We start from the raw sequence: 16008 nt of genomic DNA on the forward strand, positions 1-16008 counted from the left end.
AACAGCCCCGGAGGTCACGCCCGTGCCGCAGCTCGCCTTCGCCAACAGCTTCTGGCAGAGCTACGACGTCCTGGAGAAGCCCGTCCGGGCGGGCGTACGCAAGGCGATGGCGAAGTTCCAGCAGCTCACCATCGCCGAGCTGCACGCCGACAAGGGGCTGCACCTGGAGTCGGTGAACAACGCGCGGGACCCCCGGATGCGGACCATCCGGATCAACGACTTCTGGCGTGGTGTCGTGCTCGCCCCCGACGACGGCAGCGACACGTTCCTGCTGATCAACGTGGTGCCGCACGACGACGCGTACACGTGGGCGGCGAAGCGGCTCTACACGGTGAACACCGCCACCCGGGCCTTGGAGGTCCGCAACGTGGTCGCCATCGAGCAGCTCACCCCGACGTTGGAGAAGGCCGCCACGACGGCCCCGACGCTGCTGTTCGCCAGGCACTCCGACACGGTGCTGCGCCACCTGGGCATCGACGAGCAGGTCCTGCGGGCCGTCCGGACCGTCATCGACAAGCCGCAGCTGGAAGCCTTCGGCACGCTCCTGCCCGAAGACCAGTTCGAGGTGTTGCAGTACCTTGCCGAGGGCCTCTCACCCGACGAGGTCTACCGCGACGTGGTGGCCGAACGGCGGCCCGCCGACGCCCCGGAACAGCCGAGCGAGAGCCTCGCCGTGGCGATCGGCAACACCGCGAGCCGGATCACCCTGGTCACCCGGCCCGACGAGTTGGCCGACATCCTGGACAAGCCCTTCGCCGCCTGGCGGGTGTTCCTGCACCCCACCCAACGGCGGGTCGCCTACCGGGTGTCGTATCGGGGACCGGCGCAGGTCACCGGTGGCCCGGGCACCGGCAAGACGGTGGTGGCGCTGCACCGGGTCAAGCACCTCCTGACCCGCTCCGCCGACGCCCGGGTGCTGCTCACCACGTACACGAACGCTCTGGCCGGGACGCTGCGGGAGCACCTCGGACTGCTGCTCGGCGACGAGGCGAAGCTGGCCCGGGTCGAGGTGACGACCGTCAACGCCTACGCCAACCGGGTGCTCCGGGCCTCGGCCGGGCGGGTCCCCACCCCGATCGGGGACGCCGACGAGCGGCAGGTCTGGCGACGGGTGTGCCGACGGCTGACCCTGCCCTGGCCCGAGCAGTTCCTCGCCCAGGAGTTCCGGCACGTCATCCTCGCCCAGGACGTCCGCACCCGGGAGGCGTACCGGACGGCGGTCCGCCGGGGTCGCGGCACCGCCCTCGGGACCCGGCAGCGGGACCGGGTGTGGGACGCGGTGGAGATGTTCACCGCCGACCTCACCGCCGCCGGCACCCTGACCCACCTGCAACTCTGTACGCGGGCCGCGGACCTGCTGGCCGAGGGCGGCTCCGCCGACCACCGGTTCGACCACGTCGTGGTGGACGAGGCCCAGGACCTGCACCCGGCCCAGTGGCGGGTCCTGCGCGCCGCAGTCGTCGCCGGGCCGGACGACCTGTTCATCACCGGCGACCCCCACCAGCGCATCTACGACTCCCGGGTGTCACTCACCTCGCTCGGCATCTCGGTCGCCGGACGCAGCAGCCGGTTGCGCATCAACTACCGCAGCACCGAGGAGATCCTCACCTGGTCCACGAAGGTCCTCGTCGACTCGACAGTCGAGGACCTCGCCGGTGAGGGGGAGGACTCCCTCACCGGATACCGGTCGCTGCTGCGGGGCAGACGTCCCCGAACCCAGGGGTACGCCACCGGCCAGGCAGAGATCGCGGCCCTCGTCGAGCGGGTACGCCAGTGGCGCGAGCAGGGTGTCGCAGCCAGCGAGATCGCCGTCTGCGCCCGGTTCAACACCGTCCTGTCCGACGTGTACGGCGGCCTCACCGCCGCCGGGATCCCCGCCGTACGGGTCCGTGACCAGCCCGGGGCCGACGTCGACGGCGTACGGCTGGCCACCATGCACGCGATGAAGGGCCTGGAGTTCCGGTGTGTGGCAGTGGTCGGGGCCACCGCACGGGCGGTCCCGTTCGCCAAGGAGATCACCCCACCCGAGGTCGACCAGGCGCAACACGACAGCGACCTGCTCCGGGAACGGTGCCTGCTCTTCGTCGCCAGCACCCGGGCCCGGGAAGCGCTGGACGTGTCGTGGAGCGGCCAACCCAGCCCGTTCCTGCCCCCTGCCCCACCCCGCTGACGACAAAGGAGACCCGTGGGCAAGCCCCTGTCGCTGAACGAGATCCTGGCCGTACTGGACGACCTTCGGTCGACACGTGACCTGAACCGTTACTTCCTGGCCACCGGCGCTGACGCCTTCACCGGCGGTCAGTTCGAGCTGCTCGGCGGCGGGGGCGACCGCCCGGAGACCGCGAACGTCGTCACGGCGGAGGACCTGGTCGCGGTGGGGCTGCTCAGCGTCCGGATCCACCCCCGGACGGTTCTCGACCTGCTCCAGGGTCGGCTCGGCGAACAGGTCTCGGCGGAGCTGTCCGGCATCCCGGTCGACGTCGACCTCGGTACGGAGGCGGCGACTCGCCTGATCACCGACGGCGGTCACGCGGTCGAGGCGTGGAGGTTGTTGCGCCACACCGACGACACCGGGTGGGTGACGGCGGGAAAGCTGCTGGCCCGCAAGCGTCCGAGGCTGGTGCCGGTGTACGACCGGGTGGTCCGCTGCGCGTACCGGACGGGTGCCGGATTCTGGGAGTGGCTGCACGGCAAGCTGCAGGAGGACGGCGGCACTCTCGTCGAACGGCTCGACGCGTTGCACGCCGAGGTTGGTCTGCCTCCGGCCGTGCAGCGAATCCGGGTGCTCGACGTGGTGTTCTGGATGCGCCACCACGGCGAGCACCTCGCTGCCCGCTGCCCCGGTCTGCGACTGCCCTGACATGGCCGTCGACAACGGAGACGACCGGACGATCGTCGTCACCCTGCGCGGTGTCGGTCCCGATCAGTACGCGGACATCGCCAATGCGATCTGGATGCAGTTGACGGCCGTCGGGTGTGACTTCGGCGTGACGCCTGACGACGGTCAGGCTGCGGCCGAGATCGACGAGCGGTGGGACGGCTACAGCAACGTGTCGTGGCGGTCGGGTGGGCGGCGAGGCACCCCGCAGTTCCAGGCAGCTCGGAAGACACAACCGGGCAACCCGGATCGAACGGCCGACTCAGTCGAGGGAGTGTAGGCCAGGGCGGGTAGGGCTCCGGCTGTTGCCGGATCGGGCCGGCCATGCTGGAATGGCACACATCGCCGCAGTGTGGGGGCAAACACGCTGAGAAACGGCAACCTCGGGAGCATCGCAGTGCCGGCAGCGCGCCGCTTGGACGGGCGCGAACGTGCCGCCTCGTCGGGTCACCTTCACGACGACGGGTGCCAACGCACCAGGACCGGCGACGAGGTGATTAGCGATCATGTTTTCTCGGGAACGTTTCGCGGGGTGGTACCGGCACCGCTTCGCAGGGGTGGCGGCCATCCTGCTGGCATCGGCCGGTGTGGTCGTCCTGGTCAATGTGGCCGGCCCGGAGACGGAGCAGGTTGATCTGCGAGGGCAGATCATCGCGCGGATGCGTACGACGCTGGAGCAGGCGGACCCGGAGCAGCACCACCACGCCGGCCACGATCCCCGGCAGGTGGCCACGGGGGAGGAGACGAAGCCGGCGGTGGTCTGCGGGGTCCACGTCTACGGCTACGAGCCGGCCGAGGTCACCGCGCTCGCCGACGTGGAGACGGTCTACGCCTTCCACCTCTGCGGTATCGCGGAGCAGAAGCGTCCCTGGGACGTGGCGGTCAAGTTGGTCGGTCCGCTGATCATGGACATGTCGACCGAGCCGTCGGGTATTCAGGTGGTCGAGGCGACCGAGGACGTCCGGTTCGTCGACCGCCTGTGGGAGATGTTCCCGGCCAGGTACGCGGAACTGGCGCAGGCGGAGGCGTTGGGTGAGTCGGAGATGGCCGACCTGCGCCGCCGGTACGACACCGCAGCCGGGCTCTGACCACCTGCACCCTGTCGATTGTTCCCTCGTCGTCCTTGCCCGGGACCAGTACCCGAGTCACCGGGAGGATCCAGGAGGTAGGGCTCGTCCGTGACATGGTCGATCGTGGTGAGGCTCGACCCGCTGGCGACGTCATGGGTGATCAAGCCCGCAGCCGGGTGATTGAACCTGCCCTGGTCGCTCTACGTCGTGCTGGACCGGCCGACCTGGGTGGAGGGGACATGTCTGACTGGTGGAATGAGGGGCGGGACGTCGGTGCCGGAGCTGGGCTGTCGCCTGCTTCCGGTATGGATCTCGACGAGGCCGATCCGGCGCAGTGGGAGGGCTTACCTCCCGCCGAGGGATGGGACGCCTACCCCCTCGATGACGCGATGGACGAGGTGCTGTTCGGACCGGGTGGAGAAGCAGACCCCGGGCCGTCGGGCGCGCCTGCTGCGGGCAGGGCTCAGGGGTGGGCGGCGAAGATCAAGGACTATCACGAGAAGGTCGTAGGCGCGCCGCCCACCAGTCGGAAAGCTGCCGCTGCTGTCGGTCACAGTGCCACCTACGAACACTGCAGGAGCCTCAGGAAAGGGAAGGCGAAATTCTCTTTGGAGGAGGCTCTGGTCCTTCAGGGTCTGAATGGCTGGGTCGATTGCGTTGTCCCCGAGGGTTCGGCGGGACGCGCCGGTTATCTGGCCGTGTTGTCGGGTGGGTCGTCGCCTGTCCGGCAGAGGAAAAGGATCAACCGGCATGATGGTCAGGGGTGGGCGCGGCAGATCGAGGATTATCACGAGAAGGTGGGGGGAGCGCTTCCCAATAGTCAAAAGGCGGCTGCTGCCGTTGGTCACGCAGCGACCTACGCTCACTTCGTGAACCTCCGCAACGGTGGGGCGAGTTTGTCGGCGGAGGAATCCGTCGCGCTTCGGAGGTTGGACGGTTGGTTCGATTGTGTCGTCCCCGAGGGCTCGGCAGGTCGCTCGAAACATGATGCGGAGCCGTCAGGCAAGGCAGTGCGTACCCGGCTGGAAGGGAAGGTGCGAAAACGTCGGGATGGTCAGGGGTGGGCGCGGGAGATCGAGGATTATCACGCGAAGGTGGGGGGTGCGCTTCCTAACAGCGCCAATGCTGCCGCCGCCGTCGGGCACAGTGCCACCTACGCTCGCCTGGCCAACCTCCGGGGCGGGGTGGCGAAATTCTCGTCGGAGGAGGTAGCCGTCCTTCGCGGTTTGGATGGTTGGGCCGAGTCTGTTGTTCCTGAGGGCTCGGTGGGCCGTGCCGGTTATCTCGCCGCGTTGTCGGGTGGTTCGTCGCCTGCCTGGAAGAGAGCGAGAGGGAAGCGGTATGACGAGCAGGGGTGGGCGCGGCAGATCGCGGATTACTACGAGAAGGTCGGGGGTGCCCTCCCTGACAGCCGAAAAGCCGCCGCCGCTGTGGGGCACAGTGCCACCTACGCGCGCCTCTCGAACCTCAGAAATGGTGGGTCGACCTTCTCCCAGGAGGAGGCCGTGGTCCTCCAAGGGCTGGCGCGTTGGGCTGATCATGTTGCCCCGGAGGGCTCGGCGGGTCGAACCGGCTATCTCGAAGCGTTGTCGCAGGTGCCGTCCGACGCGGCCCAGGGTGCGGGTTCGGGGAGCGCTTCGCGCGAGGTGAGCGCCACTGCCCAGGTCGCGGCCATGACATCACCGGCCATGTCGCCACCTGCGGGGACGTCCTCGACGCAGCCTGCTCCCAGCGTCTACGCCGGGACGGCGCCCCCACCGTCGCGCCGACCGTCCTGAACCTCGATCCACTCCTGGTCGTCAGGATCAGCCCTGAGCGTGGACAGCAGGTCGTGGCCGGTGGCGACCGGGCCTGCTCGTCCCTCGGTAGAGCCTGGAGTGCTGCTGGGAGAGCTGCGATAGTTGCAGACTTCGATTTAAACTGAACCGGTTCCGTCCGACAGGCGTAGGGAGGTGTTAACAAGACCGTCAAACGGAGGACTCGATCATGAAATATTCCACTCTCGAAGCCTGGGATCTCCTGAGGAAGCACCTGCACCCACGGGACGTCGAGCGCCTGTCGCAGTGTGAGCAGCACGTACGTGGTGCGGTCGTCGACAGCCGGGACGTGCAGCGTGCGCTCGAAGCGATCGAGAACAACCTGCAGTACCGCGGATCCCTGGGTATGCAGTTCGCGAACCTGCCACAGCCGAACCCCAGTCAGCAGGCGGACCGTCAGCCACCGTCCGCCCCGCGCACCCTGGACCCCTACGGAATGGAGGCTGCCGTCCGAGCTCAGGCCAGGGTCTCCGATCGGGCTCTCGAGGATCTCTACCGAGAGCTGAACAAGGCTGTAGCCAAGGCCGAGAGTGCCTCCGCGCCGCCTGGCCACGCCGCTCCGGCCTCGCACCAGGTGGCCAACCTGCCCGCATTCGTCCCCCTGAGCGGTCCCCCGGGGGTCGGTCATCACCCCCTGCCCCAGCAGTCGATGCCCTATCAGCCTCAGAACCCTGAGGCCCTGATGGCGCAGCTGGCAGGATTCCGGATCGGCCAGGACCCGAACACGGCCGGCCCCCAGCAGCCCGGCTACGCGCCGACGCCTCAGTGGCAGGAGCACGGCTACGCCAGCAGCAGCACCACCCCGATGCCTCAGCAGCCCGGCTACGCGACGACGCCTGAGTGGTTGGGTCAGGGCTACGGCAGCGGTAACACCACCCCGACGCCTGAATGGCGGGGTCAAGAGGGCGGTAGCGGTAGCACCACACCGACACCTCACCGGCCCGGTCACCCGACGCGGCCTCAGTGGCAGGGTCCGGGCCACGGCGGCGGCAACACCCCTACGCGCTGAGCCCTCCTCGCCGACCGATCGCGAATCCGGCCCAGGACCCACGAATTGAAGCGACCGGGTAACGAGGGGCCGGACGGCCGTCCGCAGGCAGGGCTGGACCTCGTGCTGGTGACCCGCCCGGGTCACCAGCACGGTCCAGACCGCGAACAACGCTTCCCGTAGTACTAGTTTCTAGGCCATGGAAAGGCGGCTGGGCAATGTCGAGTCCTGGCTGAAGGCACCGTTGCTTCAGGAGACGCCAGTGGCCTCGTCGTTGGATTTCGGAACCTGATTCGAGTATCTCTCAGGGGCAAGTAGTTGGTTTCCCGGAGAATCCACTACTCAGTAGTTGACGATTCGGAACATATTTGTTCGGCCGTCGAAGTACTCTACGCGATACCGGCCGGCAAGCTCTTTGGCTAGTCGTTGGGCGAGATGGTCGCCGAGGGCGTAGAAACTCTGCTCTTGAACTTTGTCGACAAAGCCGGACAAATGTGGATCATTCTGGTTTAGGGTCTTGTCGTAGGCTTCGGCCCAGTGAGCTAACGATGTCGACAGTTCAGCTGAGATGGGCAACTCGACTGGGTCGATGTTGGCTGACTGCTCTGCGTCGATCATCCAGGTCGGAAAGCACTCGTAGTCAGCCAGGACCCGTAAGGTCTTACCGCTTCTGTCCAACTGGGTTGGCCCCCACTACGAATCCGTTGTCCCCTACCGTTACGGCAACTCTACATATCTTGCCCTCGAAGAGCACTTCGTAGATGGGGCGCGTTCGTTGCCTGCCGACCACTTCGCCTTGGGTGGCCGCCGTCAGGACGAGCTGGGCGATCTTGTCCTCCGGTACCCCAGCCTTCATGAAGTCTTCACCGTGCCTGCCGGTGATGTGAGCGAGGCCTGCGCGTTCGTTGCCGGTCTCGAGAAAGACGACCTTTCCTGTGGAGTCTCGTCCGATGGCGACGATCTCGTCAGGGTTGTGCCTGATTCCTCCCTGGCTCAGCTCCTCCAGCAACTTGTCTCTCTGGCTTCGGCCGCCGCTTCCGGCGCTCGACGGACCCGTTTCTGAGGTGCGTCGGTTCAGGGTCTCCTTGAGTTTGTTGATGAGGTCGGTGAGGCGGCGGGTGGCGGGGATGAGTTGGCGGAGGCTGTTGATGAGGGCGCGCAGGAGTTTGGTGATGCGGGCGGCCCAGGTGGCGACGGTGGTGGTGACCTGTTGGATGACGAGGGGGGTGGCGAGTCCGGCGGTGGCGACGAGTTCGGTGGCGTAGACGGTGAGGCGGGAGATGCAGGTGGCGATGGCGTCGCGGACGAGGAGGCGGACGGCGGCGACGAGGCCGGCGGTGGTTTCGGTGAGGGTGGCCATGGTGTCGGCGGCTGCGGCGAGGGTGGTGATGGTCTGGTGCTGGTGTGAGGTTCGGGTGCGGTAGGTGGTGGCGGCGTGGCCGGTCCAGTCGGTGAGGTCGGCGCGGACATCGCGGGTGAGGTCGGCTGCGGTGTCGCGGAGGTGGGTGGCGGTGTTGCGCCAGGTCTGGGCGTGGGCGGTGATCTGGGTGGGGTCGCCGGCGAGCCAGTCGAGGGCTTGGGTGAGGGGTTTGACGTGTTCGATGAGCCAGGCGATGCCGTATTGGAGGAGGGCGCCGGCGGGGTCGGTGACGAGGGCGAGGGCGTCGAGGCCGGCGCTGACGACGCCGAGGGTGCCGTCGATCCAGTTGCCGTTGCGGATGCCGGTGTGGATGAGTTCGATGTCCTCGGCGATCCAGAGTCCGGCCCAGGGGGTCGGTCCGGTCGTGGTGGCGGGGGCGACGAGCGGGTTGGTCACCGCCGGTGTCGGATCCGGTCGAGCTGGGCGGCGGCGCGGGCGTCGGCGGCGCGGTAGTGGTCCGCGCCGGTCCGCACCCGCCCGGCGGTGTCGCGCAGCGCTGCGGCCGCGCTGTCGATGCCTTCGACGAGGGTACGTTGCAGCCCGTCGAGCAGCACCGGCATCATCGCGCAGAGCTGCCCGTACGCGTCGGCGCCGAGGCGGACGTGCTGGCCTGCCGCGCGGGCGGTGTCGAGGCGGGCGGCGGTGCGGTCGAGGTGCCCGGCGTGGACGGTCAGGTCCTCGGGGCGGACGTGGATGCCGGCCGCAGGCACCCCACCGCCGTCAGCGTGCGGCACCGGTGTCGTCACGGTCGGGGCCACCCTGGTCGGCGGCGAGCCGCTGGCGGTAGGACTCGACGACGGCCTGCCCGGCCGGGTCGTTGCCGAGGGTGTCCCGGGTGGTCTCGGTGACCCGGCGTACCAGGTCGGCGTAGGCGGCGCTGGTGGTCTGCAGGATCTGCCGTGCGGTGTGGGCGGCGGGGTGCCGCCGGACGGTGTCGTCGAGCCGCAGGTCGATCAGGTGCCCGGACGCGTCGACGGTGGCGGTGACCAGCCGGTCGGTGCTGTGGGCGGTGCCGGTGAGCTGCTGCACCCTCGTGGCCAGGGCCGCTGCCCGCTGTGCCTGTCCGGCGAAGGTGGCCTCCCAGTCGTCGAGTCGACGTGCCGCCGCGTCCAGGGCGTCTTCGTCCGCCCACATCCGGCCACCTCCACCATGGACCGAGCCCCGGGCGTCACCGTAGCGTACGGATCGATCGCAGTGTGTACCGGAACACGGCATGGCACCCACTACAGTGGAGCTCGATTTGGTTAACCTCTCGTAACCGATCGGCGCAGGTGACTGGAGCGGTAGTGGCGCGAAGAACACTGGTCAACGGCCGCTATGAACTCCTGGAACGGCCCACCGAGCAGGGGGCCATGGGGGAGGTCTGGTTCGGGGTCGACACCCGCCTGGAACGCCAGGTCGTGGTCAAGTTCATCCGGTTCTTCGCCGGTGACCCGAAGGCCGAGGACGACTACACCAGGCGGTTCGTCCGGGAGTCGCGGATCACCGCCCGGCTGGAGCACCCCGGGGTTCCGGCGGTGTACGACGTGGGGACCCACAAGGGGCGACCGTTCCTGGTGATGCAGCGGATCCAGGGGGTCAGCCTGCGTACCCTCCTGCTCGAACAGGGACGCCTGCCGGTCGGGTGGGTGGCGGTGGTGGCCGCGCAGGTCTGCGCTGTCCTCTCCGAGGCACACCGGGTGTCACTGGTGCACCGGGACCTGAAACCGGGCAACCTGATGTTGGAGCCGGAGGGCACCGTGAAGGTGCTCGACTTCGGGCTCGCCGTCGCCCCGGCCTCGTCGGACTTCTCCCGGGTCACGATGACCGGGCACCTGCTCGGCACTCCCGAGTACATGGCCCCGGAGCGGATCGAGGCAAACGTCAGCGGCCCGGAGAGCGACATCTACGCGCTGGGGTGCACCGTCTACGAACTGCTCACCGGGAAGCGGCCGTTCGCTGGGGCCACGCCGTTCGACGTGATGAACAAGCAGGTCCGCGACGAGCCGCCGCTGCTGCGTACGGTCCGGCCGGAGGTGCCGGTGGGGCTGGAGGCGCTGGTCCTGGAGATGCTGCGCAAACGGCCGCAGGAGCGGTTGTCCGACGCCGACGTGGTCCACCAGTTGCTGTTGCCGTTCGTGGACGATCTCCAGCCGATCCCCGGCGTGGTCGAGTTGTCCACGACGACGAGTGCGGTGCGGCTCTACGCCCGGGTGGTGAGCCGGATCCTCGCCGCCGCGCCGCGCGCCGTCACGGCCGGCACCCTCCGGGACGGCCACGTGTTGACGTTGCGGTCGGAGCAGGCCGACGCGTTCTTCGCCGACGGTGACTACCGGCAGGCGGCAGCGGTCTACCGGTTGTTGGCCGACGACGTGGCGGCCCGGAACGGTCCGCTCTCGGAGCGGGCGCTGACCTACCGGTCGAGGGTGGTGACCTGTCATGCGCTGCTGGGCCTCACCGACCAGATGAGCGAGGAGCTGGCGGCGCTGATCGACGACCACACCAAGGTCTTCGGGGCGGCCGACCACCGGACGGTGCAGCTGCGCCGTCAGCTCGGGTTGCGGCGGATGGGCCGGGTCGGTCCGGACGGGGTCACTGTGGGGCGGACGGACTTCCCGGTCGACCTGCCCCGTCGGCAGGCCACCGAGGCGACCGACCTCACCGCCTTCGCCAACCTGCGCAAGCCGTTCCGCCTCAACCGGCCGTCGTGACCGCCGCCCGCGTAGCCGCCACCCGGCCTCCGGCCGTCGTAGCCGCCGCTCGGAGACCGGCCGGGGTCACCGGGCCGGGTGCAGCAGGTAGTCGTCGGCGTCGGGGCTCCACGCCAGGTCGACCACCCCGGCCGTGGCGGCGGCCTTGCAGAACTGGAGGAAACCCCGGTATCCGAGTCGCTGTTCGCTGAAGTCGGGGCGGGCTCGACGGAGGTGGTTCTTCAGGCCCGACAGTGCGACGGGGGCACCCCCGGCGGCCAGTTCGGCGACGACGGTACGGAGCAGTCCGAAGGCCGCCTCCCGGTCGTCGTGCTCGGGCAGGGACACCTCGGGGTCGCCCTTGGCCGGCCCTTCGCCCAGGTCGACGATGTTGTTGGCGGCGAGGTGGCGCAGGAGTTCACCGAAGGTGCGGAACCCGTAGTCGGACTCGCTGAAGGTGGGGTCCTTGCGCAGCAGGGTGACCTTGAGCCGGGAGGCGGTGACCACCCCGCTGCCCTGTAGACCCGCCACCGTCTGTGCGACGACTCCGGCGAGGGCGTCGACGTCGCGTACCGACTCGGTGTCGGTGGGGGTGGTGACCAGGTCCTGTTCGGGCTGGGCGGTGGTCTCCGGCTGCCGGGCCGGGCGGCCCCGCCGGGTCCGGGGCGACGGGATGTCGACGCCTTCGAGCCGGTCGTAGTAGAGGAACTCGTCGCAGGCCGGTGGCAGCAGGGCCGAGGTGGACTTCTCCACCCCGACCCCGATCACCCGTTTGTTGAGTTCGCGCAGCTTGTGCACCAGCGGGGTGAAGTCGCTGTCGCCGGTGCAGATGACGAAGGTGGAGATGTAGTCGCGTTCGAAGGCCAACTCCACAGCGTCGACGGCCATCTTGATGTCGGCGGCGTTCTTGCGGGAGGCACCCATCCGCTGGGGGATCTCCAGCAGCTCGACGTGGGACCGGGTGAGCATCCGGCGGTCCTCGTCGAAGTACGACCAGTCGGCGTAGGCGCGTCGGACCACCACCCGTCCCCGTTCGGCGAGGGCGTCGGCGATCGGGCGGAAGTCGAAGGGCCTGCCGCCGTGGTGGTCGCGTGCGCCGAGGGCGAGGTTCTCGTAGTCCAGGAACAGGGCGATCCGGTCTTCTTGATCCACGAGGTCAGGGTACGCCCGTCACCGTCGTCCGCCGGGCGTGTCGCCGTCCGGGTCAGGCACCGGCGGTGCCGCCGTCGAGGACCTGCCGGGCCGAGGGGCCCATCGGGTCGTCGCGGGTGGGCAGCCCCCGGACGATCGGCAGCATCTGCTCCTGGAACACCCCGTAGAGGCGGCGCAGTTCGGCCGCCGGGTCGGCGTGGTCGTCGACCCGCAGGTCCCACAGCGGGTACGGCTCCTCTCCGGTGACGGTGATCGTCGCCGACCCGGCCCCGTCGCGGTCGCCGCCGTTGTGCTCGCCGGCCTCGATCGCCGTCAGCAGCCGTTCGACGAGGTCGAGTTCCGGATTGTCCTGGTACGCCGTGACGATGGCGTCGAGGGTCTCCGGCCCGGCCAACCGGTTGCCCTGGGCGGCGAAGCCCTCTCCGACGTGCTGTCCCGACCAGGGGAGGGTCTGCGCGCCGGTGAAGGCGTATGCGTGCCCGTCGGCGTCGACGATGCCGGCCTGGCGTACCTCCCGGCCTGGGTCGCGGGCCAGGAGGGTGTCGAGGACCTCCCGGGGGGAGTGACCGTCGGCGAGCATCGGCAGGCCGTCGTAGGCGAGGTACGGGTTGTGGGTGGCCTGGGTGGCCACCGCCCCGGCCCCGGTGCGGACGTGGGACAGCAGCTTCCCCACCCCGGCGGTGGCGGTGAGGGCGGCCACCCCGAGGTGGCCGGTGCGGGGGCACCGGGCGACGATCGAGAAGGTCATGCCCGGTGCATACCCACCCCGAGCGAATCCCACTCCGTGCAAATCCCCAGGTCACCCCCGGTCCCGGTCACCCCGTCGGCTTGTACGCGCAGATCAGCTCCCACCCGGCGGGCAGCACCTCCACCCGCTCGAAGCCGACCCGGGTGAGCAGGTCGGTGTAGAACCCGACCTCGCGGAGACGGCTGACGCAGCTGTCCACCCCGATCAGGAAGTAGCTCCAGAAGAACTGTGCGGCCAACCGGTCCGGGGTGCGGAACTCCTCGCAGATCAGCAGCAGCCCACCCGGTTCGAGGGCCGCGTACGCCTGCTCGACCAGCCGACGGGCCACGTCGTCGGGCCAGTCGTGCAGGACCCGGACGAAGGACATCGCGTCGTAGCCGCCCGGGAGGGGCTCGGCGAAGAAGTCACCGCCGACGAACCCGAGCCGCCGCTGATGTCCCCGGCGCTGACCGGTCGCGGCCACCAGGGGAGCCACCGACGGCAGGTTGTACACGTCGGCGTGCAGGTCGGGGGCGTCGTCGAGGACGTGGGCGGCGAGGGTGCCGTCCCCGCCGCCGACGTCGAGCAGTCGGTGGCGGTCGGCCCAGAGCCGCCCGGCGTGCCGGTGCACCGCCTCGACCACCGGGCCGACCCCGACGGCCATGCTCCGTTCGAACTCGGCGGTCTGCTCGTCGGTCCTCGGCGGCCAGGCGAAGTCGTCGTCGCTCATCCCGACCTCGCCGCGCAGGCTCTCGGCCAGCCGACCGTGCAGCACCCGCCACGGGTAGCGGTCCCGGTCCCGTTCGACGGAGTCCGGCCCGAACACGGCCAGGACGGCGTCGCGCAGACCCGGGACCGCCCGGTAGGTGGTGTCGCCCAGGTCGTCACCGGACCCGACGCGTTCGACGCAGCCCAGGCTCTCCAGACAGTCGAGGAACTTGTACAGCCGCAACGGCCGGACCCGCAGCCGTACGGCGAGGTCGTCGAGGCGGGCCGGTCCCGGCTCCAGCGCGTCGAGCAGCCCCGTGTCCAGGGCGGTCTGCACCACGTCGACGGCCTTGGGGCCGTTGACCAGAAGGTGCATCAGACCTCGGGGGGACAGGTTGAGGGTCATCGACGTACCTCCGCGACCAGGGCGTCCATGAACGTGTCGATCTCGTCGAGGGTGTTGTAGACGTGCGGGCCGATCCGTAGCCAGCCGCGCCAGCTGCACACCAGGTTCCGTTCGGCCAACCGCTTCTTGACCGCCTCCCCGTCCGGCACGTCGAGGCAGACCACCCCGCCGCGACGGTGTGCCGGGGTGGGGCTGACCACGGTGAGGCCCGCCTCCCCGGCCCGGGTGAGGATCCGGTCGGTGCAGGCCAGCGAGTGCCGCCGGATCGCCTCGGCCCCCACCCCGGCGAGCAGGTCCAGGCCCACCTGGGAGATCAGTGAGGTGAGCGGGTACGGGGTGCCCCCGGCGAAGCGTTGCGCGCCGGACGCCCACCCGGTGGACTCCCGGAAGGTCAATGCCACGTCACCGGCCTGCCATCCGGTGGCCGTCGGTGCCAGCCGGGGGGTCAGGTCGGGGCGGACGTAGAGGAAGGCGGTGGCCGCGCCGCACAGCCACTTGTGCGCTCCGCCGAGGACGACGTCGACGCCGAGGGCCGTCACGTCCAGCGGCACCACCCCGACGGTCTGGAAGGCGTCCACCACCACCAGGGCGCCCACCTCGTGGGCGCGCCGGACCAACCGGGACAGGTCGATGGTGGCCCCGGAGGAGAAGCTGGCGTGCGGGACACAGACCAGCAGCGTGCGTTCGTCGATGCGGGAGGCGAGAAGGTCCTCGTCGACGTGGGGACCGCCGGAGGACACCACGTCGAGGCGGGCACCGTGCCGACCCATCGCCTTCCACAGGAACGGCACCGTGGGGAACTCCAGGTCGGTGGTGACGACCCGGTCGCGTGGGGGGCGGTAGTCGAAACACGACGCCACCCGGGCCAGCAGGGTGCTCAGGTTCGCGTCGGTGACCACGCTGCCCGGCGGGGCGCCGATGAAGGCGGCGACGGTGTCCGCGTACCGGTCCAGGCCGACGTGCCAGTCCTGCCACACGTCGTCGCGCCAGGTGCGCAGGGTCTCCCAGTAGTCGGCCAGGACGCCCTGGACCGCTCTGGGCACCGCGCCGGTGGAGTTGTTGTTGAGATAGACGCCGGTGTCGAGCACCGGGAACTCGGCGCGCAGGGCGGCGAGGGCGGCCGGGTCGAGGCAGGCCGGCTCGTCACGGCGGCTCGTCGGCACTGTGGTGATCGTCGGGTCGGTGGTGGTCCGCGCGGTGGTGGTCGGTGCGGTGGCGGTCGGGTCGGTGGTCGTCGGGTCGGGTGGTCTCATACCGGGCATCCTCCGTTCGCCTCGGTGGTCGTGACCGGGCAGCCGGGACCCACGGCGGTGAAGACCGCGATGGAGCGGACCCCCGCCAGGTACGGCGTCCCCTCGGTGTAGCCGGTGCCCCGGCGCTCACCGAGCATCCGGGTGGCCAGCCGGTGGTGGGTACGCCGCCACTGGAGCACCGCGGCGGCGAAGGTCCGCATCCGTGACTCGACGAGTTCCCGGGCCGCCCCGGACAGCAGCCCCTCGCGGACTGCGGCCCGGTACGCCCCGTCGATGGAGGACTGGCCGCCGAGCACCCGGTCGCGGACCTGTGGCACCGACCGGTAGGCGGCCGAGTCCAACCGGGACCGCTCCGGGGTGCGACACAACGACTCCATGAGCTTGTACGAGTGGGACTGGATGGCGCTGGCCCCCTCGGTGTACTCCCGGAACGTCCGGAACGCCTCCGGCTGCATCGTCGCCAGCAGGGAGAACAGCGGTCCGGCGTCGGTGAGCACGTCGCGGGCGTACGCCAGGCGCTCGGCGGCGTCGCGGGCCAGCCCGGTGGAGAGGGCGGCCATCACGGCGCGCAGTTCGGCGGCGAGCCCGGCGAAGATGCACTCGTACGCCTGGAGCACCCGGATGAACAGGTACTCGTCGTGCGACACGTACACCGGGAGCAGGCTCAGCCGCAGGGCCAACCCGGCGGTGGGATCACCCCCGGCGACCAGGGCGGGCAGGGTCCTGGCGGCGGTCGTCGGGTCCTGTCCGGCGACGGCGGCGGCCAGTCCGAGGCGGGCCAGGGCCGGGGCGGCGGCCCGGATCCCGAGCCGGCACCGTTTGGTGACCACCGCCGGTCCGGGGCGCTGTTCGGGCAGCAGGTCCGTGCCGTCGCGGGCGGCCAGTTCGAAGGCGAGGACGTCGGCGACGAGGCGGACCAG

The 16008-nt window shown here is 69.9% G+C and carries 16 protein-coding genes; 7 read left to right on the forward strand and 9 right to left on the reverse strand.

Translation table 11 applies throughout. The features are described from left to right. Positions 1–22 precede the first annotated feature (22 nt). The 6 genes from ABT336_RS04495 to ABT336_RS04520 all read left to right on the forward strand — a co-directional run bounded on the left by ABT336_RS04495 (position 23) and on the right by ABT336_RS04520 (position 6774). Positions 23–2170 carry a UvrD-helicase domain-containing protein gene (locus ABT336_RS04495; protein ID WP_350895095.1) on the forward strand — a complete coding sequence of 716 codons (2148 nt, stop codon included), beginning with the start codon at positions 23–25 and terminating at the stop codon, positions 2168–2170. A gap of 15 nt (positions 2171–2185) precedes the next feature. Next, on the forward strand, positions 2186–2860 hold the full coding sequence (locus ABT336_RS04500; RefSeq protein ID WP_350895096.1) for a DUF6308 family protein: 675 nt from the start codon (positions 2186–2188) through the stop codon (positions 2858–2860). 1 nt (position 2861) lies between these two features. Then, on the forward strand, positions 2862–3158 hold the full coding sequence (locus tag ABT336_RS04505; protein ID WP_350895097.1) for a hypothetical protein: 297 nt from the start codon (positions 2862–2864) through the stop codon (positions 3156–3158). A 226-nt stretch (positions 3159–3384) separates the two neighbouring features. Next, positions 3385–3966 (forward strand): hypothetical protein, encoded by a 582-nt coding sequence (locus ABT336_RS04510; protein WP_350895098.1) that lies wholly within the window; start codon positions 3385–3387, stop codon positions 3964–3966. Between the two features lie 287 nt (positions 3967–4253). Beyond that, a complete protein-coding gene (locus ABT336_RS04515) occupies positions 4254–5726 on the forward strand; it encodes a hypothetical protein (RefSeq protein WP_350895099.1) in 1473 nt (490 codons plus the stop codon). Between the two features lie 208 nt (positions 5727–5934). Beyond that, a complete protein-coding gene (locus tag ABT336_RS04520) occupies positions 5935–6774 on the forward strand; it encodes a hypothetical protein (RefSeq protein ID WP_350895100.1) in 840 nt (279 codons plus the stop codon). 321 nt (positions 6775–7095) lie between these two features. On the opposite strand, the gene ABT336_RS04525 is transcribed toward ABT336_RS04520, so the two are convergent. The 4 genes from ABT336_RS04525 to ABT336_RS04540 are packed head-to-tail and all read right to left on the reverse strand — an operon-like array spanning position 7096 to position 9307. Next, positions 7096–7431, reverse strand: a complete 336-nt coding sequence (locus ABT336_RS04525; protein WP_502891104.1) for an immunity protein CdiI family protein — start codon at positions 7429–7431, stop codon at positions 7096–7098. Beyond that, positions 7415–8569 carry a WXG100 family type VII secretion target gene (locus tag ABT336_RS04530; RefSeq protein WP_350895102.1) on the reverse strand — a complete coding sequence of 385 codons (1155 nt, stop codon included), beginning with the start codon at positions 8567–8569 and terminating at the stop codon, positions 7415–7417. The genes ABT336_RS04525 and ABT336_RS04530 overlap by 17 nt, the downstream gene beginning before the upstream one ends. Further along, a complete protein-coding gene (locus tag ABT336_RS04535) occupies positions 8566–8907 on the reverse strand; it encodes a type VII secretion target (RefSeq protein ID WP_350895103.1) in 342 nt (113 codons plus the stop codon). The genes ABT336_RS04530 and ABT336_RS04535 overlap by 4 nt, the downstream gene beginning before the upstream one ends. After that, positions 8894–9307: a YbaB/EbfC family nucleoid-associated protein gene (locus ABT336_RS04540; protein ID WP_350895104.1), complete on the reverse strand. Its 414-nt coding sequence runs from the start codon at positions 9305–9307 to the stop codon at positions 8894–8896. The genes ABT336_RS04535 and ABT336_RS04540 overlap by 14 nt, the downstream gene beginning before the upstream one ends. 152 nt (positions 9308–9459) lie before the next feature. Between ABT336_RS04540 and ABT336_RS04545 the strand changes: the two genes are divergently transcribed. Further along, the gene (locus ABT336_RS04545; RefSeq protein WP_350895105.1) at positions 9460–10863 is read left to right on the forward strand and encodes a serine/threonine-protein kinase; all 1404 of its coding nucleotides are present in this window, start codon (positions 9460–9462) and stop codon (positions 10861–10863) included. Positions 10864–10929: 66 nt separating this feature from the next. On the opposite strand, the gene ABT336_RS04550 is transcribed toward ABT336_RS04545, so the two are convergent. From ABT336_RS04550 to ABT336_RS04570, 5 genes are all read right to left on the reverse strand, one after another. After that, on the reverse strand, positions 10930–11994 hold the full coding sequence (locus ABT336_RS04550; protein WP_350895106.1) for an NYN domain-containing protein: 1065 nt from the start codon (positions 11992–11994) through the stop codon (positions 10930–10932). Positions 11995–12046: 52 nt separating this feature from the next. Then, entirely contained in the window at positions 12047–12742 is a 696-nt protein-coding gene (locus ABT336_RS04555; protein WP_350895107.1) for a DUF1028 domain-containing protein, read from the reverse strand. Between the two features lie 67 nt (positions 12743–12809). Next, complete coding sequence (locus ABT336_RS04560; protein ID WP_350895108.1) at positions 12810–13835, reverse strand: methyltransferase; 1026 nt, start codon at positions 13833–13835, stop codon at positions 12810–12812. Continuing rightward, on the reverse strand, positions 13832–15088 hold the full coding sequence (locus ABT336_RS04565) for an aminotransferase class V-fold PLP-dependent enzyme (RefSeq protein WP_350895110.1): 1257 nt from the start codon (positions 15086–15088) through the stop codon (positions 13832–13834). The genes ABT336_RS04560 and ABT336_RS04565 overlap by 4 nt, the downstream gene beginning before the upstream one ends. Beyond that, a partial coding sequence (locus ABT336_RS04570; RefSeq protein ID WP_350895111.1) for a tryptophan 2,3-dioxygenase family protein occupies positions 15085–16008 on the reverse strand: 924 nt, incomplete at its 5' end. The genes ABT336_RS04570 and ABT336_RS04565, both read right to left, overlap by 4 nt.

Source organism: Micromonospora sp. NPDC000207 (assembly GCF_040300925.1).
Taxonomy (GTDB): Bacteria; Actinomycetota; Actinomycetes; order Mycobacteriales; family Micromonosporaceae; genus Micromonospora.

Coding starts and splice junctions, on each gene's coding strand:
- ABT336_RS04540 (WP_350895104.1), bottom strand. CDS start 9,307: ATGTGGGCGGACGAAGACGCCCTGGACGCGGCGGCACGTCGACTCGAC.
- ABT336_RS04555 (WP_350895107.1), bottom strand. CDS start 12,742: ATGACCTTCTCGATCGTCGCCCGGTGCCCCCGCACCGGCCACCTCGGG.
- ABT336_RS04565 (WP_350895110.1), bottom strand. CDS start 15,088: ATGAGACCACCCGACCCGACGACCACCGACCCGACCGCCACCGCACCG.
- ABT336_RS04515 (WP_350895099.1), top strand. CDS start 4,254: ATGGATCTCGACGAGGCCGATCCGGCGCAGTGGGAGGGCTTACCTCCC.
- ABT336_RS04505 (WP_350895097.1), top strand. CDS start 2,862: ATGGCCGTCGACAACGGAGACGACCGGACGATCGTCGTCACCCTGCGC.
- ABT336_RS04510 (WP_350895098.1), top strand. CDS start 3,385: ATGTTTTCTCGGGAACGTTTCGCGGGGTGGTACCGGCACCGCTTCGCA.
- ABT336_RS04560 (WP_350895108.1), bottom strand. CDS start 13,835: ATGACCCTCAACCTGTCCCCCCGAGGTCTGATGCACCTTCTGGTCAAC.
- ABT336_RS04520 (WP_350895100.1), top strand. CDS start 5,935: ATGAAATATTCCACTCTCGAAGCCTGGGATCTCCTGAGGAAGCACCTG.